Source organism: Shewanella violacea DSS12 (genome assembly GCF_000091325.1).
In the GTDB taxonomy this organism is placed as follows: Bacteria; Pseudomonadota; Gammaproteobacteria; order Enterobacterales; family Shewanellaceae; genus Shewanella; species Shewanella violacea.
In genome coordinates this window covers 1539606-1565864 of sequence record NC_014012.1, presented here as the reverse complement: position 1 = coordinate 1565864, position 26259 = coordinate 1539606, and the positions used below count along the sequence as shown (strand labels likewise).

The 26259-nt window shown below is 41.6% G+C and carries 25 protein-coding genes, 1 other RNA gene and 2 pseudogenes; 10 read left to right on the top strand and 18 right to left on the bottom strand.

Going from position 1 to position 26259, the window contains the following annotated elements; all coding sequences use genetic code 11:
- Positions 1–102: 102 nt before the first annotated feature.
- Together SVI_RS06330 and SVI_RS06325 are read right to left on the bottom strand one after the other, a co-directional pair.
- Positions 103–405, bottom strand: coding sequence for a hypothetical protein (locus SVI_RS06330; RefSeq protein WP_013050649.1), 303 nt, complete (start codon positions 403–405; stop codon positions 103–105).
- A 150-nt stretch (positions 406–555) separates the two neighbouring features.
- Positions 556–777, bottom strand: a complete 222-nt coding sequence (locus SVI_RS06325) for a DUF3820 family protein (protein WP_013050648.1) — start codon at positions 775–777, stop codon at positions 556–558.
- Between the two features lie 616 nt (positions 778–1393).
- Here SVI_RS06325 and SVI_RS06320 point away from each other — a divergent pair.
- From SVI_RS06320 to SVI_RS06305, 4 genes are all read left to right on the top strand, one after another.
- Entirely contained in the window at positions 1394–2146 is a 753-nt protein-coding gene (locus SVI_RS06320) for an AAA family ATPase (protein WP_013050647.1), read from the top strand.
- Positions 2106–2597, top strand: a complete 492-nt coding sequence (locus tag SVI_RS06315; RefSeq protein WP_013050646.1) for a hypothetical protein — start codon at positions 2106–2108, stop codon at positions 2595–2597. Before SVI_RS06320 ends, SVI_RS06315 begins: the two co-directional genes overlap by 41 nt.
- Positions 2598–2785: 188 nt before the next feature.
- Positions 2786–3610 carry a M90 family metallopeptidase gene (locus tag SVI_RS06310; protein ID WP_013050645.1) on the top strand — a complete coding sequence of 275 codons (825 nt, stop codon included), beginning with the start codon at positions 2786–2788 and terminating at the stop codon, positions 3608–3610.
- Between the two features lie 148 nt (positions 3611–3758).
- The gene (locus tag SVI_RS06305; protein WP_013050644.1) at positions 3759–4352 is read left to right on the top strand and encodes a nuclear transport factor 2 family protein; all 594 of its coding nucleotides are present in this window, start codon (positions 3759–3761) and stop codon (positions 4350–4352) included.
- 83 nt (positions 4353–4435) lie between these two features.
- Here SVI_RS06305 and SVI_RS06300 read toward each other — a convergent pair whose 3' ends face one another.
- From SVI_RS06300 to SVI_RS06285, 4 genes are all read right to left on the bottom strand, one after another.
- On the bottom strand, positions 4436–5839 hold the full coding sequence (locus tag SVI_RS06300) for an HDOD domain-containing protein (protein ID WP_157608821.1): 1404 nt from the start codon (positions 5837–5839) through the stop codon (positions 4436–4438).
- A gap of 1468 nt (positions 5840–7307) precedes the next feature.
- Positions 7308–9188 (bottom strand): tetratricopeptide repeat-containing diguanylate cyclase, encoded by a 1881-nt coding sequence (locus tag SVI_RS20680; protein WP_231847777.1) that lies wholly within the window; start codon positions 9186–9188, stop codon positions 7308–7310.
- Positions 9189–9248: 60 nt separating this feature from the next.
- A complete protein-coding gene (locus SVI_RS06290) occupies positions 9249–9458 on the bottom strand; it encodes a hypothetical protein (protein WP_013050641.1) in 210 nt (69 codons plus the stop codon).
- A 121-nt stretch (positions 9459–9579) separates the two neighbouring features.
- The gene (locus SVI_RS06285; RefSeq protein WP_013050640.1) at positions 9580–10401 is read right to left on the bottom strand and encodes an SAM-dependent methyltransferase; all 822 of its coding nucleotides are present in this window, start codon (positions 10399–10401) and stop codon (positions 9580–9582) included.
- A gap of 479 nt (positions 10402–10880) precedes the next feature.
- On the opposite strand from SVI_RS06285, the gene SVI_RS06280 reads away from it, so the two are divergent.
- On the top strand, positions 10881–11396 hold the full coding sequence (locus SVI_RS06280; RefSeq protein WP_041420239.1) for an outer membrane protein assembly factor BamE: 516 nt from the start codon (positions 10881–10883) through the stop codon (positions 11394–11396).
- Positions 11397–11468: 72 nt separating this feature from the next.
- Here SVI_RS06280 and SVI_RS06275 read toward each other — a convergent pair whose 3' ends face one another.
- Positions 11469–11801 carry an RnfH family protein gene (locus SVI_RS06275; RefSeq protein WP_013050637.1) on the bottom strand — a complete coding sequence of 111 codons (333 nt, stop codon included), beginning with the start codon at positions 11799–11801 and terminating at the stop codon, positions 11469–11471.
- Between the two features lie 74 nt (positions 11802–11875).
- Positions 11876–12307 (bottom strand): SRPBCC family protein, encoded by a 432-nt coding sequence (locus SVI_RS06270; protein ID WP_013050636.1) that lies wholly within the window; start codon positions 12305–12307, stop codon positions 11876–11878.
- A 299-nt stretch (positions 12308–12606) separates the two neighbouring features.
- Between SVI_RS06270 and smpB the strand changes: the two genes are divergently transcribed.
- Positions 12607–13104 carry an SsrA-binding protein SmpB gene (gene smpB / locus SVI_RS06265; RefSeq protein WP_013050634.1) on the top strand — a complete coding sequence of 166 codons (498 nt, stop codon included), beginning with the start codon at positions 12607–12609 and terminating at the stop codon, positions 13102–13104.
- 181 nt (positions 13105–13285) lie between these two features.
- Positions 13286–13640: a transfer-messenger RNA gene (ssrA, locus tag SVI_RS20885) on the top strand.
- Positions 13641–14466: 826 nt separating this feature from the next.
- On the opposite strand, the gene SVI_RS06255 is transcribed toward ssrA, so the two are convergent.
- The 9 genes and pseudogenes from SVI_RS06255 to SVI_RS06215 form a co-directional block, all read right to left on the bottom strand.
- On the bottom strand, positions 14467–15444 hold the full coding sequence (locus tag SVI_RS06255) for a transposase (protein WP_013050632.1): 978 nt from the start codon (positions 15442–15444) through the stop codon (positions 14467–14469).
- A gap of 71 nt (positions 15445–15515) precedes the next feature.
- Positions 15516–15782: pseudogene (locus tag SVI_RS06250) on the bottom strand (hypothetical protein); the annotation flags it as partial.
- 71 nt (positions 15783–15853) lie between these two features.
- Positions 15854–16120, bottom strand: a pseudogene (locus tag SVI_RS06245) (hypothetical protein); the annotation flags it as partial.
- Positions 16121–16192: 72 nt separating this feature from the next.
- A complete protein-coding gene (locus SVI_RS06240) occupies positions 16193–16600 on the bottom strand; it encodes a hypothetical protein (protein WP_013050630.1) in 408 nt (135 codons plus the stop codon).
- Positions 16597–16791 carry a methylation-associated defense system helix-turn-helix domain-containing protein MAD1 gene (gene mads1 / locus SVI_RS06235; protein ID WP_013050629.1) on the bottom strand — a complete coding sequence of 65 codons (195 nt, stop codon included), beginning with the start codon at positions 16789–16791 and terminating at the stop codon, positions 16597–16599. The genes SVI_RS06240 and mads1 overlap by 4 nt, the downstream gene beginning before the upstream one ends.
- A 215-nt stretch (positions 16792–17006) precedes the next feature.
- Complete coding sequence (locus tag SVI_RS06230) at positions 17007–17540, bottom strand: HEPN domain-containing protein (RefSeq protein WP_013050628.1); 534 nt, start codon at positions 17538–17540, stop codon at positions 17007–17009.
- 16 nt (positions 17541–17556) lie between these two features.
- Complete coding sequence (locus tag SVI_RS06225) at positions 17557–19137, bottom strand: VWA domain-containing protein (RefSeq protein WP_041419743.1); 1581 nt, start codon at positions 19135–19137, stop codon at positions 17557–17559.
- Positions 19130–20659 carry an AAA family ATPase gene (locus SVI_RS06220; RefSeq protein WP_013050626.1) on the bottom strand — a complete coding sequence of 510 codons (1530 nt, stop codon included), beginning with the start codon at positions 20657–20659 and terminating at the stop codon, positions 19130–19132. The genes SVI_RS06225 and SVI_RS06220 overlap by 8 nt, the downstream gene beginning before the upstream one ends.
- 90 nt (positions 20660–20749) lie before the next feature.
- Positions 20750–22225 carry a sigma-54 interaction domain-containing protein gene (locus SVI_RS06215; RefSeq protein WP_013050625.1) on the bottom strand — a complete coding sequence of 492 codons (1476 nt, stop codon included), beginning with the start codon at positions 22223–22225 and terminating at the stop codon, positions 20750–20752.
- Between the two features lie 480 nt (positions 22226–22705).
- Here SVI_RS06215 and SVI_RS06210 point away from each other — a divergent pair, with 480 nt between their 5' ends.
- Both SVI_RS06210 and ftsZ read left to right on the top strand, forming a co-directional pair.
- Positions 22706–23713: a helix-turn-helix transcriptional regulator gene (locus tag SVI_RS06210; protein ID WP_013050624.1), complete on the top strand. Its 1008-nt coding sequence runs from the start codon at positions 22706–22708 to the stop codon at positions 23711–23713.
- Between the two features lie 53 nt (positions 23714–23766).
- Positions 23767–24912: a cell division protein FtsZ gene (gene ftsZ, locus SVI_RS06205; RefSeq protein ID WP_013050623.1), complete on the top strand. Its 1146-nt coding sequence runs from the start codon at positions 23767–23769 to the stop codon at positions 24910–24912.
- Positions 24913–25366: 454 nt separating this feature from the next.
- Here the strand turns inward: ftsZ and SVI_RS06200 are convergent, their stop codons facing one another.
- Positions 25367–25555 (bottom strand): AlpA family transcriptional regulator, encoded by a 189-nt coding sequence (locus SVI_RS06200; protein ID WP_013050622.1) that lies wholly within the window; start codon positions 25553–25555, stop codon positions 25367–25369.
- A gap of 132 nt (positions 25556–25687) precedes the next feature.
- Here SVI_RS06200 and radC point away from each other — a divergent pair, with 132 nt between their 5' ends.
- Positions 25688–26164, top strand: a complete 477-nt coding sequence (gene radC, locus SVI_RS06195) for a RadC family protein (protein ID WP_013050621.1) — start codon at positions 25688–25690, stop codon at positions 26162–26164.
- Positions 26165–26259: the final 95 nt, after the last annotated feature.

Genomic DNA, 26259 nt, shown 5'->3' with positions numbered 1-26259 from the left:
TTTTGCATCAGGATTGGAATAAGATAAACATAAAAAATAGTGGCGATCACCAGAGTAATCGAGCCAACATTCTCAAAACGGTATTCGTTAGGCTAAGGCTATTTATTTCTTATCGATACGTCCTACGAACAGTAGCTCTTCGAAGGTGTGATCTAATGTCTTACAGGTAAAGTCATTCATCCACATCTGTTCTTGAACCACAACCTTATCACCTTTCTTAATGTCGACCTGAGGTCCCGCAGCCCAGATGGTCTTATCAGACTCTTGGATCTGGATATAAGTATAGCCGCCGCCATTCATGGTCTGTAACACTGTGCCTTGATGTACGATATCTGCTGCCCACGCATTGGAAATGCCAAGTCCGAGAGTGGCAGCTGCTGCCAATTTACATAATTTAGCTATCATTGCAGGTTCTTTTATTTCTACGTCTTGGCCTCATTAAAACATAGAGAAACTAATAAATCTCTACTGAAAATCACGAAACTCGTCGCCAAAATTCAAGTTTTAGAGCAAGATCTCACAATAGAACAATCTTGTGATTTTGAGGAAGTTTGCTTATCTGCGAGCTGTATCTAACAGAGGTTCTAGCATCTCTTCCAAGCCATTAAGTTTAATTTCATACATTAAGGCTAACTGCTCACCGAGCTTGCCTTGAGGAAAGCCTTTGGAGTGAAACCAAACCAGATATGGCTCAGGTAACTCGAGTAATTTTCTGCCGGTATACTTACCAAAGGGCATTTTCTGATTAATAGCATCGAGTAGCATCTGTTCATTCATCTTTTGGAGCCTGAGTCATCTTGGAAAAGAGCTTTGCAGGATAACGAACAGGTTGTAAATCGCAAGGGAATAACACACCTTCAGCATAAATGTGTCTATCAAAGACACTGAAACCATAATTATCACCCCCTAGAAGTATTAATCATTCATAACAAATTCGAATAAATAAATCATTATCAGTTGATAATGGGAATATACAGGCGCAGTAATACATGCATAAATATTCAGTCACAGAAGCATATTTCAAGTCTAACAGCACTAAAGCCTAGAAAAAAACCGTAACCAACTGATAACATTCCAATATACCTATCCATCGCCATGCCAGCAAATGCCACGTCAAAATCCAATCGGATTCACTGTTCTGTCAAATATATGTCGCAACCTATGTTTTTAATTAATAGCATAAAACGTCAAAAAATCATGATGTTGACGAGGTTTTAAATAGTCACTAGATTAATATTAACGCTAGCAGCAAGCAGTAAGATGAAGCGCTATCTACTCGTTCAACTTAAATACGAACTAAATATAAAAGCCAGCGTAAGACAGGCACTAAGTGACACTGTGTAACAAATTTTAGGCGACTAATTTTAGGTGACTAAAATATAAGGGGAAACAAATGATCATATTAGTCGGAGGCGAGAAAGGCGGTAGTGGCAAAAGCTGCTTAGCTCAAAATATCGCTGTATTTTTAACTGCCGAGTGTGGTGCATCCATCATAATGGTTGACTGTGATCCACAGCGCACCACATCTGATTGGATCCAGGCAAGAAACAATAACCCGGATCTCCCCAGCATCAACTGTGTGCAACTCTATGGCAAGATACGTAATGACTTACTTAGCCTGGAGCAACACTATGACTTCGTGATCGTCGACTGTGGTGGGCAAGATAACTTGGCCCTACGTGCCACCATGTCAGTGGCTTCACATGTGCTTATGCCACTTAGGCCCAAACGCCGGGATTTGAAAACGGTGAGCCATATGGATGACATAGTCGCGACCTGTATGATGATCAATCCCAAGATGCGTGCCTCCTTCGTGATCACTCAATGTCCTAGCCTGCCTAATCAGTCAAACCGTATCTTAGAAGCCAAAGAAGTGTGTCGAACATATGATATCAATGTACTAGATGCCATTACTTATAGCCGTAACATTTATGATGACAGCGAAGAATCAGGCTTATCTGTGATAGAGATAGAGCCTCAGGGTAAAGCAGCCAATGAGATGCGCGGCATCGCCTGCGAAATGCTGCAAGCCAAGAATGCCACCGAAATCAGAAACCGCATCGCGGCAAAACATTTGAACAAGATTAACTCCATGAGGGATGAGTATGGGTCTGGCCGATCTCAAGAAAAACTCTACGCAGTCTAACTCAGCGGGTAGCGATAAAAAGAGACCTATACAAATATCTCTCGATGCCCTGATTGATGACTTTATCGATGATGCCAGCTTGTATGCGGCGGGTCACAATACCAACGACCCAACCATGGAAGACATCATGGATCTAGCAGCTAGATTTACTGTTCCAGATTCGATTCCTATGCAATCAAAACCTGTACGTTCTGAAGCTAAAAAGTTCAAATCGGCACAGCCAAAGAAGCAAAGGAGTCCCAATAAAACAGCACTCAAATTAGATAAAGGCGATGAACCATACAGGAAAGCCACCTTTACCTTGAGTGAATCGGCTATCTCTCATCTTGCTGAAATAGCCAGTGGCTGTGATGTTGCTAAATCTAAACTCATACGTTTTCTCATTGAACATCACTATTCACTCAATGAGAGTGAACGTAAACAAAAGGAAGCTTATATTATAGCCGATTAGTGACCCTGTTTAACCGTTTCTCCCAACCTTAGCTGACAGCTTTCTTTTCCCAAAGAGTACTTTCCGGGCTGTCGGCATTTTTTCTTTGTTGTTTATCCCATCAATAAATTCAATCTATGATTGAAAATCGCACTATTCACCCCTATTTAATATATTAGATATCAGGAACAGATAAATATAAGGTAATTATGCTCGCCATATTTCTCGTTAGCTTAATCTCATTGGTCGCCATAGGCTGGATTGTCTCTCGCAACTGGCGTATAGCTCATAGTCGCCAGCGGATCACACAAGCGCCCTTTCCCAGAGCATGGCGAGAGATCCTCAAGAGACGTATGCCCTACTTTCGCTCTCTGCCCACAGATCTGCAATTACAGCTTAAGAAGCATATCCAGGTCTTCCTGTCTGAAAAAGAGTTTGTCGGTTGCGATGGCATCATTATCGATGATGAGGTGCGTGTCACCATAGCGGCACAGGCCTGCTTGCTACTACTGAATAGAACTACCGACTACTATCCGAAACTCAAACAGATCTTAGTCTACCCTTCGGTATTTTTTGTCAATAATCAGGAACACAGAAGTGGTGGTGTAGTGAGTGATCGCCAACGCCTACTATCCGGTGAGTCCTGGCAAAATGGCAAGGTCGTCTTATCTTGGCAGACGGCTCAAGCTGATGCTGCTAACCCGGTTGATGGTAGCAATGTGGTCATACATGAGTTTGCACATCAGCTGGATCAGGAAGATGGCAACGCCAACGGCGCTCCCATATTAGATAGAGTGAGTGATTACTCAGCCTGGTCTAAAATACTCAGCCAGGAATTTGAAACCCTGCAACGTAGCGCCGAGCAAGATATCCCTTCACTCTTTAGTTATTATGGAGCCACTAACCCAGCCGAGTTTTTTGCGGTGATCACCGAGGTGTTCTTCGAGCGACCCGATGACTTCTATCAATATCACCGAGAACTCTATCAAGAACTCAGCCTGTTTTTTAAATTAGATCCAGTGAATTGGCATTGAACCAAAGTTTTAAGTTTTAAGTTTGATATGACCCTCGTCTTTCCGGCATGCTTTTGGGCTGAATCCTGTTTAATCTGGTAAGACTAAAACAGAAGTCCGAATAATAATACTTGAATAATAAAGCTAAAATAATAACAAAGAGGTCACCATGGCAAGACTAGAAAATACACTCATTCAAGCTAAGAATGACAATAGATCCATTTCGGTATCGTCAGCTAACACATTATTTAAGGCATCGGTTATAGCATTAACCGTTATAGCCAGTGCTAGCTTAGTAACAGTCCAAGCCTATGCAGCTCAAGTAACGGCTCCTCAGTTAACAAAAGACAACACCAGTAAACCTTTCCCTAAAGCGGCTGCTGTATTAGACAAGCTACATCAAGCGGCCACACAAGCCGATTGGGACACCTATTTCAGTCTGTACTTGCCAGCAGCGATATTTATCGGCACCGATGCCACTGAGCATTGGAGCATGGCAGAATTTGAAGGCTACGCCCGCCCGACAAAAGGCTGGGAGTACACAGCTAAAAGCCGGATGTTTGTGTCGATTAAAACTCAAAACAATGACCCAGTATTGATGTTCGATGAGCTACTCGACAGTGCCTCCTACGGTATTGCTCGTGGAACTGGCACTCTCATCCAGACAGAAAGCGGCTGGAAAATTGCCCAGTATCACCTAAGTTTTCCCATCCCTAATGAGATAGCTAAAGAGATAACGGCAAGGATTAAGTCAGAGAAGTAGATAAAAGAAGGTTCGAGGGATGAGTTCCTAGGAACTAGTCCCTCGAACCTAGGAACTCGTACTGCGTAAATTGATGCTCGAGCCTAATGCCCCATAGATGCAGAGAGACAGACATTGGCAAGTTGCGCGAAGTGAGTGAAATTATCAAACTCTATCAGAGTCAATTTACGCTCAGAGGTCGCGCGGTCCGCATAGATCATACCTATCACTTTTTGATCTATCACCAAGGGAGCGATCATGAAGCCTGTTGCTGATGTTTTGCTTTTCAGATCTGGATCCATATACAGTCGCCATTTGGGGGAGCTTGGATCGTCGACAAACATGGCCTGCTTGTGTTCGATACTGTCACAGAATAGGCATTGAGGCTGTTCTAGCGTGATAATAAACTCTGTCTTCATCTGCTCAGCCCCTTCGCCTAATGCAATACGTGGCTGCAGCCGCTTACGATTAGGGGATAACAATAAGACACCACAACGGTCCACACCGACTCCATCTAACAGACCCTCTAACGTGGTGGTGATCACCTTATTAAAGTCAGATTTGTTTATGGCACAATCCGTCAGCTCACGTAACTTCTTCAACTGTAACATCATGTTCGGCATACGAACCAAGGGCTCATTTATTTCGGTAAGCAAATCTTTCTTAAGATGCATGGGATTAGGCAGATGCTCTATAAGCACCTTAGCGCCATAGGCCTCGGCTAATTTTTTCGTAGCCTTGCTACAGCGAACCATGCGAAGCTTTAGTTCATCAACCTCTATGTTCAACATTTTTGCAGCTTGCATTAGCCTAAGTTGTAAATCTTCAGGCGCCGGGTTTTCCTGGGCCAAGAGCTCACTGATTTGATTAGCCAGGTAAATACTGCGGATCTCTGGAGTACGCTCATCGGGATTACTAAGAGACTTAAGTAACACATCTCCCAGTCCCCAACTGCGTGCGATACCCAAAGACAGCTTATTGAAGGAAGTACCTAACATCTCACGAATGATGCCTTTCTCTTGTTTGATATCACCACACTGCAGTATCGCGGCATCAAGCTCAACCGCCTCATCACAGCCTGTACTCCAAAAAGCGCTTTCACCTAAGTGATACAGTAAGGATGCGATAAATACCTCCTCCTGCAACTCTTCATCATGATCTCTGAGCATCATCTTGGCTAACATTGCCGCCTGAAAAGCACGCGCCATCAACTTAATAAGTCTTTGATATACGGGCTCAGACAAGCCTTTTGATTCTAGTAAGCTACTGAGTAATTTAGCGGTAATACAGATATTACGTATGGTATCGAAACCTAACACTACGGTAGCACGACTCACGGTCGTCACCTGGTTCTGGCTTTTATTGTACGTGGCACTATTTGCCACTCTTAATATTCGAGAGGTCAATGCATTATCGTGCATCACGCTCTTCCCCAGTAATCCAAGGGAAGAGACGTCGTCTTTTGCCAACTTCTCCAGTGTTTTAACTGTAGAGCATAATGCCGGCATCTCCTGATCGCTTATGCGCTTAGTCCAGTAATCGACTCCTTTCGATTTAACCTGAATTTGACTCTGTGTTTGGGAATTCAAATCGCTCTCTTCTTATAAATTCTTATAAAGGATTGAAATAAGCTTTTACCTACTTCTAAAGTATAGGCACAAAAACTTATAACACAGTTAACACAAATAACATCAATAAACATAACCTATCTTGAGTAAAACACCGAAACTGTATAATTTACAATCGACTAGTCTCATTTATTGCCTATCCAATAACTACATCTTCTAGCTGTTGAGATTGGGGTAATACCATTCAAGACCAATCGGCATAAGAGATATAAATAGCTGATGGAAGAAACACATAGATGATGGCTAAATAACAGGTAAAAAAATGCGGCTCGATTGAGCCGCAAACACAAGCAAACACTGTCGTAGCAATGTTATTGTTTAAAGTATTAATCTTGCATAAAGTTGAATAAAAAACCCATGCACCACGTAGGAATACTGCACGGGGACAACCGCTGTAAAGCAGCAAACTGTAATAGTTAAATCCCCAGCTAAACTGGTTTTAAAATCCTATTCAAGTAAGTTTGAAAAATCACAAGGTCATCTGCTGTAGTGATATTCACCAACAAGGCAACCGCTTTATGCTAATGCCCTCACCGAATATAAAAGCATAATTCGTAATAAAACCTACTAACAAAAAAGGTCATTTGCAATGCTAAGCAAGTGCACACTCAAACCTCTGACTAAATAAAAGTGACTGCTAACAATCAACTAAACCATCCACCAATAAGACTTAAGTAGATGTAATTTATAGATATTAAAATCATAAAAAAGAAGACAGCTCGCAAAGTGATTAAGTGGTCTGAAAAATTGACCACAGACCCAACCCGGCAATAAATTACGTAATAATATTCCACTAAGTAACAATTCAGATACACCAACAACTAAGACTCTAAAAATACAAAAATCATCTCCTGTTTTAGATCAGCCAATAAGGAAAAAGTAGATCTATAATTATTTCAATACTTTATATTCATCTCCAAGAGACTATGAATTAAACGTTTGTTTTAATTTGACGTTTACGAAAACGTTAATACAACAAGCTGGCATCCGAGCAGCCGGTAGCAAGCGCTGACTTTTGTTTGTCGATCAACAAGGTAAAAAACATTGGTTAAATCGGAAAAAAACTTATAAAAACATTAAAAAATGCTCAAATTCTAGAGAACTAGAAGCTAGGAAGATGGAAGCGAGAAAGCTGGGAGACATTGAGGCTGTAAGGCTGTAAGGCTGTAAGGCTGTAAGGCTGTAAGGCTGTAAGGCTGTAAGGCTGTAAGGCTGTAAGGCTGTAAGGCTGTAAGGCAAAAGTGTCTCAATGCCCTATCGCCTTAAAAGCGCTTTCTATCAAATCCTATTTTATTGTGAAATTAAGCTGCAAACCCGAGCCGTTAATCCAAGCCATGAAGCTAAACCACTAACCGAATGCCATCTTACTCTTTTGATACCCTGAACGACTCAGCTCAATTTCGGGCCTATAAGCAGTGACACAGTTACGCCCTAGCTCTTTAGAGTGATACATGGCGATATCGGCTCTATGTAGCAAGGGATCTAAGCTCAAATCATCTTCACCACTGCTTGTGACACCAAAGCTTGCCGTTATTGCAAAGCTGTGACCTGAAAACTTGGTTTCTATGGACTCAATAATGCGACGATACTCCTCAGCCATGGCATTGGCTTTAGCTTCGTCAGTATCAGGCAGAAACAGGGCAAACTCCTCACCGCCGAAACGTGCAAAAATGTCATCGCTTCGACTGGCTTTATTGATCATATCCGCCACCTTCTTTAACACCCAATCTCCGGTGCCGTGACCATAGTTATCATTGATGCGCTTAAAGAAATCCAGGTCGAACATGATGACACTAAACATTTCTCTCTTCGAAGCAGCCTTGATAAAACTGTTCTCGGCAATATTCTGCGCCGTACCGCGATTGAAGATCCCCGTCAATGCATCGTGCTGAGCTAACATTTTATATTTACGCTTCTGCATGGCCATCACTGCAGCGAAAATGGCTAAGATAATTAGGCCACCGAAAATCAGCGTATTCATCATGCGCTCATTACTACGTTGTAATTCAGTCAAAGCAGCTTTAGCCGTATAGAGTTCACGGTCTTTGTTGAGATAACGAATTTGGCGTTCTTTCTCAAGATAATCGAGTTTACTTGTCTCGAAGGCAATAATTTTACTTTGGGTTTCGCCCAATATTTTTGAATAATGTTCTTGATAGAGCTTTAAGTACTCTAGTGCTTTATCATTTTGGCCTAGCTGTTCACTTAACTCTGCTAAGGGTTTATATATTTTAGATAGCAATTGACTATCATCAATCGTTAACCCTATATCCAAAGCTTTGTTGAGTAAGCCAACTCCAAGATGAAGCCGACTATCATGCACTTCGATTTTGGCAAGTAAAAGATATGCCTCAGCCATATCCAATGGATAAGGGATCGATGATGATAAATCTAATGCATATTTGATTAAGCTCTTAGCCTGAAAAAAAGACTCTCTATTAATTAAAATCTTTGCTTGGCCGAGAGTTGCGCCAGCCATAACCATTTTCTCATTAGCAGCTTCACAGAATACAAAGGCATTTTGATATAGAGTTTCGACCTCTGACCATCTATTTTGTGAGGAGCCATACACATCAGAAAAACTCTCTGCATAGTTGAAAGAAATAAAACATTTATCTCTTTCTATCAATACCTTATCGAATTCACTATAAATAATATTGGCATAATTCAGAGCTTCTCTCTTCATCTGTACTTCACCAAACAATTCAACTGCCAACCTATATCCGGATATTTCACTTTCAATATCATCAATGTCAGTTAATAGGGGGAGTAACTCTCGTAGTGTTTGAAAAGACTTGGAAAATTCATTATTAAAAGAGTATGTATTCGCAAGTAAACCAAGCATTCTTGTTCGATAAAAGCTTAACTTAGTGGAAGGAAAAGTTTTTAAGTTAAAAACTAATAAATCAATTGCCTTATCAACATTATCATTCATACCTAAAGAGTGTGCTTGAAGCAATATCGTTCGATACTTTTGCTCTTCACTCATGGTCTCTGATATCGAGTCTATTTCTTTAAGTGAATCTACAACAAATTGAGGGTCTTGAGTTCTCTTCCCCTCCATTATTGTCAAAAAATCATCCAATTCATCTAACTCTAAGCTCTGAACTGGTAACGGCAGTACTATAGAAAAAAATGATAATAGCAGGACTTTTCTAAAAAATAGGCTCAGCTTTATTAACAATTTTCTCAAGAGGTAACATCCTAATTGGAATATTAAAAAAACCACTTTTCATGCTATTTATGAAAAATAATTACATAATAATAAATACTAAACTAAGCTTGCTATTTATTTTTTGGAATTATAGATATACTTACTAAAAGCTCTCTTATCACCAGTTATATCAGTCAGGCTCTTCTCATCACCTGATCGCATAGCTGTTTTCTCTTTATCATTAAGCCCAGCCTCTTCCATCACCTGCTCAGGATTTTCAAGGTATTTAGCCTTTAACTTTGCATCTGAACTTAGGTTTTCTAACAGATCATTTAACTTTGACATTAACTCGGTCCTTTTAGGTGATTAGGGTACTGTTTGTTTATTATTTATAGCGATATTTCACCGCTACCTAACTTTTTTTGAACTTTTAACAAGTGATTACGACTGACTCTATAAAAATTTCTTATCCTAAATCTGCTTCGGTGATGCCTAACTTGGCCAAAATCTCATGATTGACCTCAAGCTTTCTAGACGGCGGAATAAGCAAGGTGGTAATAGCAGTCAAGCGAGCGAAAGGCAGATTTTTCAAAGGTAACTTATCAATTCTAGCTTGCTGTATCGGTAGATTGGGCGCTTCATAGAGGATGATTTCATGCTCGAGTGGATACCATTGATTAAGCTGTTCCACCAAGACTTGTAAACGATCCGATGAAGTATGGAACTCGGTCAAGGTATGCTCACCAGCTATACCTATCTGCCACAATAAAAGGTGTGTCGTTGGGTCCGGTGTGTGTTTGTAAAACATAAACTGACTGGCTTCGAAACTTTGATGACCAGAATTTCCAGGATCTATACCTAAGTCGGCCCACAAACAGGCCTCAGCCGAAATTCCCGGTTCCATCTTAGCGATGTAACCCTCTTCTCTAGCAATCTCTATGGCAAAGTGAGATACACAAGCAAATACCCCAGGGTGACCGTAGAGTGCACAAACTACTTTTTTGCCATCACGAACAGCATTTAGAATAGCTTGCACCATCTGGTCATAAGTATCACGACGGCTCTTAATTTCATCGCCCTGGGCATAGTAAGGCTGCAGACTGCGTACATCACTATTGAGGGTTTCCAGCCAACGCTGTGCAAACCCGTCTGGCACTAACGAAAACACCACATCGGCATTTTCTATATAACTCTTACTGAGGACACTGATCTGACCGGCGAGATTTAGGCCGGTACCGACACAAACCAGGCTACCTTGACGGCATATACTATTTTTCGGCGTCGGCATTACTTGATTCCCTTAAGATAGCGCACCCACTTGGACACATTCTCGTAACTTATTCGTTACTTTGCAAGTGCTTATTGCTAAGTGTTACAAAGTTAATTGAATTAATGTCTTGCAGGAAAACCAAGCCATTACAAAAACAAGCCAGGAAAAACGGTTAACATTAGCTAGCGTTTTAAACGCTAAAGCATCTTGGTTAGACGACGTTTCCTCCCTGACACAGAAAAAGATCACCCACAGAACCCCACATTTTATCTAGCCGAGTTTTGTACTATTTTCACAGCCGTTTTTTTATATAATAACGAGACTAAAAACGAATAATGTTAACTTTCGGAACCAATCACTAAGCTTATGGTCGAATCTGGTAGCCCTGCCAAGTGACGGGCTAACTTAAATTAACCGAATAATGTTCCATCAACTCTTGTCACAACAGGTTGTGCTTGGGTATGATGACCGATAGATTTTATGAAGTAGCGTATTCAATGACAATTAAAAAGAAGAGTCTTACCCTTTTGGGCGCCGCTGCGCTCACGTTATCTGTGACAGGATGTAGCGTATTTGACTGGTTGATCTATAAACCGGATATACCACAAGGTAACTACATGGAAACTCAACAGGTAGAGAAACTACGTATTGAGATGACCAAGGAACAAGTTGAATACATACTAGGTCGACCAGTATTACGTGACAGCTTTGCCAATAATACCTGGTATTACGTGTATCACTATAAGAGTGGACGTGATGCAAGCGTCATACACAAAGAGCTGATTATTCACTTTGAAAATGACATGCTGACTAAAGTTGTGGGTGATTACGATCTTGCGAAAGATTTTAATACCCCCTTAGATCAGAGCCGTCTGCCTGACGCCATTATGCTAGGCACTGATGCTAAAACGGATAACGCTGAAGAGCCTATGATCCCAGAGCAGCGTCCCGACGTTAAGCCATTAGTAGAAGAGAAAGATTCTGAGTCTCAAGCTGAGCAGAAATTTGAATAGCAGACGTTTAGTCGTCGATATTTAAATAGAGCAAATCCAGTTCCTAGAGCCTAGCTCTAGGAACTCGTTTATTTATATCTTGCCACCGGTGATCTTATTTATCCTGCCTTCATCTTTAGCTTTTTCAGCACGGCGTCTTCGCACATCTTTAGGATCGGCAATCAAGGGACGATAAATCTCTACTCTCTGGCCCGGCACTAAAACTTCGTCATGCTTTACTGCACGGCTAAAAATCCCCAGTTTGACCGCTTCAAGATCAATTTCAGGAAAATAAGTCTGCATGCCACTCAATTCGACCGCTTCAATGCAGCTTGTACCCGGCGTCACTTTTATCTGAATACGTTTTTGCTGTGTGGGTAAAGCATAAATAACCTCTACCACGAAATCTTCCTGCTCTATGTTCATCAATTTATCTCTTTCACAATACACATCAAGCTAAAATCCAGTGACTTATATCTGGAAACTCGCGACTGAAGCGACTATCGATAGATCACTTTCGCTCTACCGGTAAACGCCGTCACCATAGAAGACATCAAGTCTTTAAACACCTTGCCGAACGCCAACTCTACGATGGAATTTGAGAACTCAAAGTTTAACTCGAAATCTATCTTGCAGGCATCTTCGGTCAATTCGGTGAAGCGCCACTCGCCGAGCAAATGTTTGAAAGGGCCATTTTCTAAAGAAAGCTGAATACTCTTGCCCGGAATGACCTGATTACGGGTAGTGAAGGTTTTACTAATACCGGCTTTAGACACATCGACAGATGCAAGCATAGTCTCGCCATCAAACTCGAGTACCTTACCGCCAACACAACCGGGCAGAAACTCTTTATAGGATTCAACATCATTGACGATTTCATACATCTGCATGGCACTAAAGCGCACTAACACACTGCGGGATATTTTGGGCATTCTACTCTTTACCTGAAACAGTTTATCTCAACAACTTGATAAAACCAGTTACCGAAACCAATCACCCGAACCAAGTTATAGGTGATCACTAATGACAGGATTTTAACACGATCAGAGAAAAACGCATATTTAGCTGTTTCTAAAATTAGCCCCATCAAAGCACTGCGCCGCAAATTTTCCCTCTAAGCTGGCCTAACCTGTTCAAAAAACATGCAAACCCGCTTTATTCTGCAGAAAATATTGAATAATTCGTTAGCAGCAATTCCAAAAAACTTGTCCCTGCGTATAATAGCCAGCCTATGGCTAAGAAAAATGCAAAAAACTCAAAAAACTCCTCCGCATCGATTGCACGTAATAAACGCGCAACCTTCGACTATAAATTCGAAGAGAAGATGGAAGCAGGTCTGTCCCTTATGGGATGGGAAGTTAAGTCTATTCGTATGGGCAAGGTTAACTTGTCTGAAAGCTATGTATTTATGAGAGACGGCGAAGCCTTTCTCTTCGGTTGTACTATAGCGCCATTGAATACCGCATCAACCCATGTAGTCTGTGATCCTATGCGCTCGCGTAAACTTCTGCTCAAACGAAAAGAGCTAGATAAGTTACAAGGGCTAGTTGATCGTAAGGGCTACTCTATCGTACCAATCTCTATGTATTGGCAGAAAGGTGCCTGGGTAAAAATTGAGATAGGTCTAGGTAAAGGTAAGAAAGAACACGATAAGCGTGACGATACCAAAGATCGTGAATGGCAGATTGAAAAAGCTCGAACAATGAAAAAAGCCGTACGTGGTGAATAACTAACAAGCTGTAAGTGTTATTAGCGGCAAGTTATAGCTTACAAACTATGACTAAAGCATGAAAAACGTTCAATCAAACACTAAAACACAGCAAAACGTACGGATAACGAACAAACGATATAACGAGTTGCAAAACACGCTTGGTAATCTAGTGGCAACGCGTTACAATCAGATTGTACTTGGGGGCGATTCTGGATTCGACAAGATTCTCGAAACCCTGGGAGCATGCCGAGGGGAGGTTGGCCTCGTAAAAAGCCTCACTGTTATAGTTGCTAACGACTCTAACTACTCTCTAGCAGCTTAGGCTAGCTAGCCATCTTGCCGAAACTTCTCAAATGGGTTTGGTTTATAGATGGTCATCTTACATTTGATAGCGAGGGAACCACGTTCAGGGGTGAACCGCGAAATAGTACTGAACTCGCCAATTGCAATCCTGTCTTTCGGAGTGTACTTGGTTAATTAAAAGAGAGACTAAGCATGTAGCGCCTTGGATGTAGGCTTTTTGGACGCGGGTTCGAGCCCCGCCGCCTCCACCAAATACTAAGAAAGGCCAACCTTAACGGGTTGGCCTTTTTTTATGGGTTTAATTAAAGAGGTTCGATCCCACATCGACCCTTCACCAATTACTTAGCCTTTATTAGTGACTTTCCTATTTAATTTCAATCTATTACACACTCTCGATCAGCTTTGACGTTCTCCTTTAACTAATACTTTGTCACATTCCAAATGGTAGAAAATGGCAAAATAGCGGCAAAGTGGCGACAACGGAATTGATGGATAATCTTGAATTGGTCGTGCAATGGCCAAACCTGACATTCTTAACCGTGGGTTAGAGCCCATGCCTACCCTCCCCTAATTCAGACAATGCCCTAACGCACCTTCAACATATTTGGTGTAAACACGACTAAATTCTCTAAGTTGCCTGTGCGGCAGTGAACCACGATATTCAATCCCAACTCGATGCCATAGATTTCTAAGCTGCCTGTGCGGCAGTGAACATGTTCATTACTGGCATTGTTGAACCCTCTGATTTCTAAGCTGCCTGTGCGGCAGTGAACCTGATAGTGCACTGAACATAGCCTTTATCATTTTTCTAAGCTGCCTGTGCGGCAGTGAACATGATGATGCGCAAGATAAATCAGGCCACCCACAATAAATCAACAACATAACCGGGCTAAGACCAGCTCTCTACTCATCAGATAGAAAACTTAGCCATTACTGAAGAATGCCACCTTCAATCTACTTATAAATGTTAAACATGGGGGGATTCTAGCGAAAAACACGAATTTCTGGCAGGGGTTGTTAACCCAAGGTTTTGAAGGGCTTATGTTTAACGAACAGTAAGCTAGCTAAATCAGGCTATCAGCCATCTTCTAAATACCGACAACACTTAGCAAAATGACGGCGCCGTTTCTGTAGATGTTCGCAGTAATTTGTAAGCTCTTGAGTGGTGCCAACTGGCCCATGAAATATCTTACCAAACTCAGAGGTGAGTTTTATCCAATTACCCGTTGATATATTCAATGTTTTTAGAATCTTAGATGAACTGACGGAGATACTGCCACGTTTATCTTCACGAAGTATTCGACCCATTTCATCCACTAGTTGTAGATAATCTTGTAATGAAAAGTTAATCCCTTTTGGCTGGTTAAACCGTTCACCTCCAATAAAGGGAACCAAGGACTGAGGTTGCTCGCCAATAAGTGCTGCCTTTATACGGGCTTGGATACTGGTATAGTCTGATTTGTCTGGCGTTTGCGCCATCTTGGCTCGAATAGGATTCAAGTCAACGTAAGCCATACAGGTCAAAACCGCAGCTTCATCCAGCAGCGCTTGGGACTTAAACCGCCCCTCCCAGAACCGACCTGTGCACTTATCTTCTTTGTTGGCCATTCGAGCAATAGGCTCATTTAAGCACCTCATAAACCAGGATATATCACTTAATCGGCTTCTGTAATCGGCAATTGAATGTCTTAATTGTGATAGATTTAGTTCTTCAACCAGCTCACCTTTGGCAAATCTTTGTGTCAGCTCAGTCCCCTTAAACAGCTGATGCCACTGCTCGACGACCTCTCTATCAGTCCAGCTATTTGCTAACTCAATATCTATCCTCAGCACCAGGTGAAGATGGTTACTCATGACGACATAAGCCGCTATATCAATGGCAAAAATGTCAGCTAGCTTAAGCAACTGAGACTCAACCCAATCTCGTCGATGTTCGTAGGATTGCCCTGTATTGGGGTCGACTCCAGTCAACCAGGCTTTACGCACACATCTTGAGACTGTGTGGTACCACGGCGTATCTTCAATGCTAATTTGAGTTCTTCTGGGACGCGGCATGACATCTCCTACTTCAGTAATGCTTAAAGTTTAGTAAGAGGATGCAATGTTCGCAATTAACTGTGGGTGGCTCTATTTAACTGGCTATTTGCTAACTCAATATCTATCCTCAGCACCAGGTGAAGATGGTTACTCATGACGACATAAGCCGCTATATCAATGGCAAAAATGTCAGCTAGCTTAAGCAACTGAGACTCAACCCAATCTCGTCGATGTTCGTAGGATTGCCCTGTATTGGGGTCGACTCCAGTCAACCAGGCTTTACGCACACATCTTGAGACTGTGTGGTACCACGGCGTATCTTCAATGCTAATTTGAGTTCTTCTGGGACGCGGCATGACATCTCCTACTTCAGTAATGCTTAAAGTTTAGTAAGAGGATGCAATGTTCGCAATTAACTGTGGGTGGCTCTATTTAACTGGCTATTTGCTAACTCAATATCTATCCTCAGCACCAGGTGAAGATGGTTACTCATGACGACATAAGCCGCTATATCAATGGCAAAAATGTCAGCTAGCTTAAGCAACTGAGACTCAACCCAATCTCGTCGATGTTCGTAGGATTGCCCTGTATTGGGGTCGACTCCAGTCAACCAGGCTTTACGCACACATCTTGAGACTGTGTGGTACCACGGCGTATCTTCAATGCTAATTTGAGTTCTTCTGGGACGCGGCATGACATCTCCTACTTCAGTAATGCTTAAAGTTTAGTAAGAGGATGCAATGTTCGCAATTAACTGTGGGTGGCTCTATTTAACTGTCTGGCGACTTAAGTGTTCACCTGCTTCTAACCCCAAAATAACTGGTACAGACCCTCTAAGAATAGGATCGCGTGCTACTGCAAGCTGCAAGGCTAAGACCGGTTGTGCTTTTTCATCAAGCTCCCACCATTGTCTGAGTACATTAAACAGTGGCACATCTAAATCTAATGAATATAGATCAACTAAATGGCGGAAGGTGAGCTTGCGTGACTTCTCCGTTGGTTTATGGAGGATATTAAAATCAACAATATCTTTTTCAAAATCTACTTGAGTTGCATTCTCAGAGCAAGACAAAAACAGCAATGACAACTCTTCGATCATCATACTTCGCGCAGAATGTGCGCCATTTTTACCAAACTTAAAGCCCAGACTAACTAGGTTATCTTCACTAGTCATTTTGAAGACTCTCCGTTTACTTTAGTTTTGTTATCTTCAATCCACGCTTCTAAGTCTTCACGTTTAAAGCGCCAACTGCCACCGACTTTAAAGCCTGGAAGCTTGCCTTCACTGGCTAAGCGGTAAGCTGTTTTATCGGTCAGCTTCAAGTAAGCCGCCACTTCTTTTAGGGTCAGGATTTGATCTGTCATTTATGTCTAGATGCTCTGAACATTCTCTTAGTCGTTAAATGAGAGAATACGGGAAAATTAGGGAGTCTTCAATGACTCAATAAAAATCAGATTTGACTTTACAAGTCAACAACATAACCCTAATTAACCACGTTCTAACCAGGTCAACATTCATTCGGCAACAATGGGCTCATAACGAACTATAAATATTGATTTACAGTTCGTTTAGAGCGGTTCTAAACACCATCCAAAGCCGAATTGGTTGTTTCAACGAGCTTTTTAAAAAATGTCAGACACTTATTCATATCTTGGCGATTTACTAGATGAGCGGCTTGTTTATCACTTACCGAACGGTGAACGGCCTCACCTCTTTTCTTAATCCATTGGTTTAATTTCGATTTAACCTGTTCAGCATCGCCATCAATCCAAGTCCATGCTTCTGTAACATCCAGATGTAGATAGCGTTCAAACATCCCCTTGGTATTTTTCGAATTGGGAGTATGAAAATACCTCAGTTCCCTTTCTAAGGTAGATGTAATGAAACTTGCTACTTTTGAACCTTCCAGAGTCCGTAAATCAGCGGTTAGTCGCTCCTCAATAATATCTTCAACGTAGGTTTCCCAAGCCGTCAAAGTCATGATCAACGCTGCACGCTTGAGTTCTTCAGGCTCTCTTTCTCGACCTTCTATTTGATTTAGTTGGTCATAGGCCTGCAAAATACGTTCTGAGTCCTGAATTGCATTTTCAAAATTATCTTTAGCTTTCGACACTAGTACTCCTTTACCTTTAATGTTTGTTATTTTGAAGATATAACCAGCTTGAAAACTGATGCAAAGGTTCACAGATTTTGTCCATAGGTGACAAACTCCCTCCAATGACGACACCGTGAACGCTCATTGCCCGCTGCTCTTTCCGATGTTTAATTTTCCTTGAAAGACCTGACGACACTGAAAACTCGCCATCACTAACCAAAAGAATATCAGCCCGCAGCCATTGCTTCTCATCACTTCTTTCTAACGCCATATTGAGTGGACCTTCGACGTCAGTGCCTCCACCAAATGACATAGACAAAAATAGGATCATCTGCTCCAGTCCAGCTTTATCTGGTGTGAGCTCCATTTCTTTGACCTCCCCCTTGCTGCCGAACAAATAAACAAAGCATGCTCGTTTTTCTTTTTTTGCAACACTGATGCATTGCAGCACAAGTGCCTTAGCAACATTCTCCGGTGTTCCACTCATTGAGCCTGAAGTATCTAGACACACGATCATTGGGCCACGGTTTCTATTAAGCTTTTTACCAGCCTTGCTTTCTTTGAATTCTTGCTCTTGTTCGGTAACTTCAGTTATTAGCTCTGTACCTTCAACGGCATAACTCAGCAAAGCATGCTCTGCTCTTCGTACATGCCATAACTTTTTCAGTACTGGGTGGCCGAAAAAAGCAGCTTCTTGTGGCAACATGCGACTAATAGAATCTGATCTGGTAATTCCCTTAGTCTCCATCGGCACTAAGGGAGTGATAACTTCAACTTCATGCCTAAAGGTCACGCTCATGCGTGAAATAATTTCTTCAATGATTGGATCCCCTTCGGTATCTTTCATTCTCCCCAAGGTTTCAATTACTTCACGCAGCTGAGGTATTTGCTTAACTATCTTTTGTAACCTAACTAAATTCATCCAACCGTGGCTTTGAAATATTCCTTGAGAGAGGTCCCAACCAAGGCCTGTTACCAGCCCTAAATCAGTAAAAACACCTTCTAGCTCTTGCCATATTTCACGCCTTTGTGACCAAATGTCAGGAAGCTCAAATAGTTGTCCACCAGCACCAGTTGCTAGCTGTATCCAGGCATTGAGCTCAGCTTTAACTTTAATATCTAGACGTTGAGCATCATTGAGTGCTAAAAATTTTTTCTTTTTGGTAGAACTACGTTTCTTTTGAATTGCTTCTAGTTCTAGTCGTAATTGTTCTATGGCCTTGTTTTCCGCAATGATCGCCATCTGCTGCGATATTGCCAATGCCTGGAGTTGTGCTCCTTCAAGTTTAATCAGCAAATCAGTAAGCAAGGCATCAGTCACTATTGGGTTGTTTTTACAATAACGCGCAATTCCTGAAGCCTTTATTGAGGTGATTATCTGCTGTTGTATCACCTCTGGTAGCCATGGGCATGGAAGAGAAAGCTCTTCTGCAGTCAGCAGCTGCGTACGAAGCAATGCAATAGACTGACAACGACTAGTTAAGTCACCACCTGGTAAAGTGACTACCGCAGGCATAAGCTCTTTCGGCAATAAATCAATGGCAGAAAACTGCTGGTCAAACTGCGCCAACAAGCCGACTTTATGTTTCGCCATTGTTGGTTTAGGTTCACTCACAAAGCTCACCTTCTAAAGCTGTATCTTCAGCTACATCTGAATCGATATATATTGACTCATCTTCTTTCGGTAACGCAGTAAAACCAACTTCTAATTTATTTATCTTAGACAGCTGTTTTTGAGTGTGTGAACGTGCATTTTCAAGGCTGGCTGTGATCTGTGGTAGTAATGTCTTATCTAGCCAAATGTGGTCATTAAATGTTGCATTCGCAGAATCCAATTGATTATTCAAAGCATCAATATGTGATTGAGCTGTATTTTTTAACTCACCAACTTCCTGCAATCGACCTTGAATATGAGATTTAGAATAATGTACAGACTCTGTTGTTGCCTTAAATGATACTTCAATAATAACGGGATCATTGGACCCACTATATCCATTTGTTTTTTCAACAGTTTCTTTGTTGTAGTGTTTGTCTACATAAATCAAATTCCCACTGCTATCAGTCTTTTGTACTTCCCCCGAAGACTTAATCGTTTCATTGCCTTTATCATTGATAAATAGAGGTCGGCCTTTAGCGTCTTGTTTTTGCCTTTGTTGCGATTTATCAGCTTGTAATTTGTTATCCCAAATAGATACCAAGCTTGTTAAACGTTCATGAGAAAACTCACCATTTATAGCAACAGCTTGTTCGTAAACCTCTTTTAACCCTTGTAGTTCTTCTGGCTTATTCCAGAGGCAATGAGGCAAAATCCATGCATCATAATTACTGACCTCTGTCATTCCAGTTGTAAATGCTGACACTTTCATTAGCTTAATAACTTTTCGCCAGCGACGATCTGAAACATAGATATCTTCTCGCTGCAAATGCTCTCTAAACGCCTTACATAGCACAATGACTGAAGGATTTAGGAGCACCTTTTCAGAGAGTTGCTGAACTTCAGCTAGATCTTCTAACTTTAGGCGAACTTCAAGCTCTGGATCGCAAGTTGAACCCGACAACATCAACAAATCTTGAAAACTCTCGTTTGATACTGGTGCAACAAAACTACGCAGCATAAATCGATCATAAAGTGCGGAAAGCTCTTCCCCTTCAGGCAGTTCGTTACTAGCTGCCACGACTGAAATAAGCGGAACCTTGTATCTACGGTTACCATTATCAAACTCACGTTCATTCAATAATGTCAGTAGGCTATTTAAAATGGCACTATTGGCTTTAAATATTTCATCGATAAAAGCAACTGACGCTTCAGGCAAATAACCACTGGTTAACCGTTTGTATTTATCATCTTCAAGGGCCTGAATAGATAAAGGGCCATATAGCTCCTCTGGTACAGAGAAACGCGTTAACAAACGCTCAAAGTAGCTAGCCTCGACAAAAACACTTTTTAAACGCTTAGCCAATTCACTTTTTGCGGTACCTGGTGGCCCGATTAACAGAACATGCTCACCGGCTAGCGCAGCTAATAGCATTAGCTTTACTTGCTCATTTCGCTCAAGCAACCCCTTGTTCATTTCATCTATTAAGCGAACTATTTTTTCTTTACGTGATAAAAGGGCGATTGATGTTAGATTGTTCAAAATTATGTCCTTATTTTGAGTGACAGTCCCGATACAACTTCAGGAATGAACCAGTAATAGCTAGATTCATGCCAATGTATAGCGCACTGTTTATATCCCTAGTTTTTTCAGCCGATTACTCAATGTTTGGTGATTGTTGTAACCAAGTAATTTTGCTACTTTACTTTTGTTGCCATCAGCTTGTTCAAGTGCTTTGACAATATAATGGCTCTCAACCTCAGATAAAATATCATTTATATCAAAATCTTGTTGTATATCCCTATCTAAAAGAGATTCTTGTTTACCTTCCATAATAAACAAGGCTTGTCGCATTTCAGCCTCGTCAATACAATCGGAACTAGACCACAATGCTGCTCTTAATAGAGTCGCCTTTAATTCTCGAATATTGCCAGGCCATTTATGCTGTTTGATAATTTCTTTTGCGAGATGGGAAATATTTTTACCTTGTAGTACTGGGTGCTCTTTCACCACAGTCTGCATTAACGAGTCAACCAAAAAGTCTAAGTCACCTTGTCGTAATCTTAATGGGGGTAACTGTAATACGCCTATTGCAACCCGATAAAACAAGTCTTCACGAAACCGACCATGAGCAACTTCGGAAATCAAATTTTTATTGGTTGCTGTAATTAACCGAAAGTTACTGCTTTGCTCATCTGAATCTCCAAGACGAGTATATTTGCCATCCTGAAGCACTCTGAGCAACCTTACCTGCACTGCAGGTTCCAGCTCTCCAAACTCATCTAGAAATAAAGTCCCATTATGGGCCTGCTCAAATACACCTGCTTTGTCAGAAACGGCCCCAGTGAATGCCCCACGTTTATGACCAAATAGTATTGAGTCGATAAGCTCTGAGGGGAAAGCACCACAGTTTACAGCAATAAAAGGCTTGTCTTTGCGGACACTGGCATTGTGTATTGCTCTAGCAAACATCTCCTTACCAGTGCCACTTTCGCCACAAATCAGCACTGGCACTTCTTGTTGTGCCAAAATTTGTGCTTGGTACTTGAGTGTTTGAATATCTGTTCCATTGGTGATGATGTCATCAAAAGCTGAATCAATGGGAGCTTCTAGTTGGGCGAGATTATTTAGTTCGGACTGGTTTAGTTGAGTGACTGCAGGAACATATTCAGCATATAGTTTAAAAGGGATCTTAACGGCTTCAACTCCCTGCTCCTTTGAGGCTTGATAGAAAGTACAAGGGAAACGCGTTTTACCAAGCAAAACCCAAATGGCCTGCATCGCGGGGGTACCAGGACTTAACAAAATACTTAAATCTGATTCGGGATGTACAACATCTTTCAATAATTGCTCTGCAGCAATATAAATATCCTCGTAATCTATTGGGGAGGAAAGATTGGCTTTTCGAGTATTGATTTTGCATTTCACCCGTTCTGACAGAAGGGATACATACGGTCTTACTTCATCGTCGCTATAGTTATAGATGAGTTCAATACCATCAAATTTTGCTGATTTAATCGTTGCCCAAATAGGACCAGTCATCTGGCCTTCAGGCATATTTAGGTCATTTCCACCAATCCAACTGACTAATAATCTTTGTTTGTTCATCCCTAAACCTATTTTTATCTAACTATGACTATGACTGCGTCTAGTGTCATTTATATAGAACCACCGAATATCCAGGTTATCTACAACACAACAATCTTACTAAAATAAAGCATGCTCATTTAAAAAACAACATATGCATCAATATACTTACAACACATTATGAACTTGTTCAATTATGCATATCTTTCTATGTACGTAGAAACTGTTGAACGTACAAAGCCAGTGCACTCGATTACTTCTTTGATGTCTGATTAGTTCCCCTGGAACTTCCCACTTACATGTTTATAAAAAGCCATTTCATCGACATATCGGCAGCCTATTAGTCTCTTATGTCGATATCATCGACATAAGAGACTTAATAATGACAATCATCAATGCATCGATTAAACATCAGATTATTATAATGAAAGCTCCTTGTGCGTCAGATTTTGTCGCAGGTTAGTATTATGCTAATGGCATAGAGAATGGAGAGAGCCTTCAATGCAAATCAATATCCAGCGCCAAATTGCCATGCTTGAGCAAATACCCCGTCACCCAAGCCGTATTACTGCTAATGACGTTACTGATAGGCTACAAAATCGTGACTATGACGTAGGGCTAAGAACGGTTCAGAGAGAATTAAAAGCCATGCACGACATGGGACTTTTTGGACTGGTACTTGATGATAGAAGCAAACCTTTTGGATGGTCTATTGCCGCGTGTTGGCGTGGCCTTAACCTAACATTGATGGATAACCATATGGCATTGGCGTTTCACACGCTAAAGCACAGTGCTAGCGAGTTGCTCCCTCCTCAAAGCCTCAAGCAGCTAACACCCTATTTTGAACGTGCAGATCAAGTATTAGGAAGCGATCCTGATAACCCTTGGTTGTACTGGGCGTGCCGCGTAGCTCAGTTACCTAAGCCCTTTCCTTTTATCATTGCAGAGCAAGATCCACAGATATTTGAAACAGTTCAATATGCACTGCTTCACAAGCGCCAGATGGCCTGCCAAATAAAAAGGGTTATCAAAGGGGAAAGCTATTGGATTGATTACAGTCCTATAAACCCTGAAGGCATACAGATATCAGATGGTGTCGCGCTCCTAACGTTTACCATTGGCAAATTTGATTCAAAACTTTATGCCAAATCCATAGATTTATTACGTAACGTGCGTTTACTCGATACCCCATCAATCACTCGAAGTGATTTAGATATTGCTCGAAGTCAAAATAAAAGCGCATCGGAGTTAATTGACATTGAGTTACTGTTTTCTCCATCAGCAAACTTTATCATGCGAAATGCCAAGCTGAGTGAAAATCAAAGCGTCCAGCAATTGGAAGATGGCCGCTATCGCGTCAATGCCAGAGTTAGAGACTCCTCAGGATTAAGAACGTTTTTGTGGAATATGGCTGACAATGTAGAAGTAGTGGCACCACTCAAATTAAGAACCCATTTCATTCGGTTACTCAACAAGGTAAATGCTCGGTATCAAAATACTGCGACTTAGGTTGTCGCAACCATAGGTTACGCTTCGGACTATAACTTCAAGGAGATGAACCTATGTTTGATCTACTCACAGAAAATAACCAAACACCTCGCATAGCCGTTTTCGGCGTAGGGGGCTGTGGATGCAATACCATCAATCAGCTCAGTCAGTCTCCTTTAAATGACAACGCACAACTTATTGCCGTCAACACTGACGCACAGTCATTAGCAGCCTCCCAATGTAATACTCGCTTGCAGATCGGCTTAGAAGCTACGAAAGGCCTAGGAGCGGGTGCTAATCCCCAAAAAGGTCATGAAGCTGCACAAGAATCTGAAGCGCAGATCAAAGAGCTCATAGCCTTAGCCGACATCATATTTATCACCGGTGGCATGGGAGGTGGTACAGGCACTGGAGCCATTCCCTTTATAGCCTCTGTAGCTGCAGAATTGAATAAACCTTTAGTCGCAGTAGTCACCACCCCTTTCTGCTTTGAAGGGCATCAAAGAAATCAGCTGGCAAACACTGGCGTTGAACAATTAATGCAGCATGCTAATGCCGTGATAGTACTGCCCAACGATAAATTAGCTGAAACATTAGATAAAAAAATAACCCTGGTTAACGCCTTCTTTGAAAGTAACCGTATTCTACAAGATGTATTGCTCGGGCTGACAACGACCATCAGTCAATCAGGGCTTATTAATATAGACTTGAATGACTTCATCGCTGTTGTTAGTCATCAAGGTCGTGCGGCTATGGGAGTTGCGAAACAAGTGAAGGGGGAGGATTTACAACTTACCATCAACAATGCACTTAAAAACCCATTGCTAGAAGAGGTTGATCTTACTCATGCAAAAGGCGCGATTGTTAGTGTTATGGCAACTGAAGATATTGAACTCAGCCAATATAATAATATTGGTACAACCTTGAATCAGCAGTTAGACCCGAGCGCTTTGGTGATTATAGGGTTAACTATTGTGCCAGAGCTTGATTGCGATCTTGAGCTAATGATCATTGCAACGGGCATTCAAGCACCTGTAGTTAGTTCAGCAGTACAGGTGGACGCTGCCACATTACCGCCCCCCAAAGACCGATTCGCCTCATTAGACTTGTTGAATATACATGACTTATTAAATGAGAAGTCTGGTGACAGTCGTAATGATCTCCACTATCAATCCGAACTCGATATTCCCACTTATACTCGTCAAAAACAGCTTAACTAAAGGATGTTTTAGAAACCATCACAACTATCGTTTCATTTACAACATGAGTTGAGCGTGTAGAAATTTATGGCTGTCATCACCAATACAAATACGGTCCTAACTAATTTCAGATATATATCATCACTATGCTGTAACCCATTAACGGCACAGCAAAGCAGCTAGTGGACGCAATGCCACCAGCTGCTTTTTACTTTTATTGATTCATTAAGGAGGCATTCTGCCTATAGCGTTTATTGCTGGCTTCGCTGTTGGAGTTGGACTCTATCAAGCATTGAAGGAGTCAAACTATGTTTAGCTTTGTTAGGTACAGTCCTATCGCAGAGCTGTTCTTGTTAGGTGTCATCGCTGGATACCAATGGGCAGCAGAGACTGACTGTTAGCGTGCACTTGTACGAGTTCATGGAGGGCTTGTCGGTCCTCCATTTATGCCGCAACTACATTACGAACTAACTGACTAACTCTGCTCATCTCGCTCTTCAATCTTCGATAGTATCCACTCCTGCACTTCACTTTCTACCCAAGCCACGGCTCTAGCACCCAAAGACACAGACTTAGGGAAGCAACCTTCTTCAAGGTACTTATAGATTGTCGAACGCGCTAAGCCTGTGCTACTCATCACTTCATGTAATTTAATCAGTCTCATTGTGAATTCCTCATGTTTAATTCACAAGATGTGCAGCACTGGTAAAAATTTATTGAGTCGAGTCCAAACCAAACTTTTTCAGATATGTATCACTCCTGTGCATAAGCAACTAACTGATTAAAGGAGATCTTTATGCACAATAAATCTAATGCCAATAAAGCCTCACACTGGCCGACTACTGCCATTCAAATCCTTGAGAGCGCCGCTAACATCATTGCAGAGAAACTTAACCATCAAGACGTATACACCGACCCTCAGACCACTAAAGACTTTCTGACATACAAGCTAGGCGGTTATGAAAGGGAGGTATTTGGCGTGATGATGTTAAACAGCCAGCATCAACTGATTGAGTTTCGAGAGCTGTTCTTTGGCACGATTGACGCCGCAAGTGTTTACCCAAGAGAAGTAGTGAAAGCGGTTTTAGAGGTGAATGCTGCGGCAGTGATATTTTCTCACAACCATCCTTCAGGGGAATCTGAACCGTCACAGGCTGACAAACTGATTACGAAGAAGTTAACCGATGCATTGGGACTTATCGATGTGCGAGTCCTGGACCATATCGTTATCGGCGCAACACCGACATCGTTTGCAGAAAAAGGTTTGCTGTAAGTTCAAGCCCTAGTATCACACTCGCTAACCTCTGATCTCATTCGATCACTGCACTTACCTCTGTACAACCCACTATTAATCCCACCAGCAATGGC

Coding starts and splice junctions, on each gene's coding strand:
- SVI_RS06300 (WP_157608821.1), bottom strand. CDS start 5,839: ATGCCGGCATTATGCTCTACAGTTAAAACACTGGAGAAGTTGGCAAAA.
- SVI_RS06320 (WP_013050647.1), top strand. CDS start 1,394: ATGATCATATTAGTCGGAGGCGAGAAAGGCGGTAGTGGCAAAAGCTGC.
- SVI_RS06275 (WP_013050637.1), bottom strand. CDS start 11,801: ATGAACATAGAGCAGGAAGATTTCGTGGTAGAGGTTATTTATGCTTTA.
- SVI_RS06325 (WP_013050648.1), bottom strand. CDS start 777: ATGAATGAACAGATGCTACTCGATGCTATTAATCAGAAAATGCCCTTT.
- SVI_RS06310 (WP_013050645.1), top strand. CDS start 2,786: ATGCTCGCCATATTTCTCGTTAGCTTAATCTCATTGGTCGCCATAGGC.
- radC (WP_013050621.1), top strand. CDS start 25,688: ATGCACAATAAATCTAATGCCAATAAAGCCTCACACTGGCCGACTACT.
- smpB (WP_013050634.1), top strand. CDS start 12,607: ATGGCTAAGAAAAATGCAAAAAACTCAAAAAACTCCTCCGCATCGATT.
- SVI_RS06215 (WP_013050625.1), bottom strand. CDS start 22,225: ATGAACAAACAAAGATTATTAGTCAGTTGGATTGGTGGAAATGACCTA.
- mads1 (WP_013050629.1), bottom strand. CDS start 16,791: ATGACAGATCAAATCCTGACCCTAAAAGAAGTGGCGGCTTACTTGAAG.
- SVI_RS06330 (WP_013050649.1), bottom strand. CDS start 405: ATGATAGCTAAATTATGTAAATTGGCAGCAGCTGCCACTCTCGGACTT.
- SVI_RS06200 (WP_013050622.1), bottom strand. CDS start 25,555: ATGAGACTGATTAAATTACATGAAGTGATGAGTAGCACAGGCTTAGCG.
- SVI_RS06290 (WP_013050641.1), bottom strand. CDS start 9,458: ATGTCAAAGTTAAATGATCTGTTAGAAAACCTAAGTTCAGATGCAAAG.
- ftsZ (WP_013050623.1), top strand. CDS start 23,767: ATGTTTGATCTACTCACAGAAAATAACCAAACACCTCGCATAGCCGTT.
- SVI_RS06240 (WP_013050630.1), bottom strand. CDS start 16,600: ATGACTAGTGAAGATAACCTAGTTAGTCTGGGCTTTAAGTTTGGTAAA.
- SVI_RS06280 (WP_041420239.1), top strand. CDS start 10,881: ATGACAATTAAAAAGAAGAGTCTTACCCTTTTGGGCGCCGCTGCGCTC.
- SVI_RS06270 (WP_013050636.1), bottom strand. CDS start 12,307: ATGCCCAAAATATCCCGCAGTGTGTTAGTGCGCTTTAGTGCCATGCAG.
- SVI_RS06305 (WP_013050644.1), top strand. CDS start 3,759: ATGGCAAGACTAGAAAATACACTCATTCAAGCTAAGAATGACAATAGA.
- SVI_RS06255 (WP_013050632.1), bottom strand. CDS start 15,444: ATGCCGCGTCCCAGAAGAACTCAAATTAGCATTGAAGATACGCCGTGG.
- SVI_RS06210 (WP_013050624.1), top strand. CDS start 22,706: ATGCAAATCAATATCCAGCGCCAAATTGCCATGCTTGAGCAAATACCC.
- SVI_RS06285 (WP_013050640.1), bottom strand. CDS start 10,401: ATGCCGACGCCGAAAAATAGTATATGCCGTCAAGGTAGCCTGGTTTGT.
- SVI_RS06315 (WP_013050646.1), top strand. CDS start 2,106: ATGGGTCTGGCCGATCTCAAGAAAAACTCTACGCAGTCTAACTCAGCG.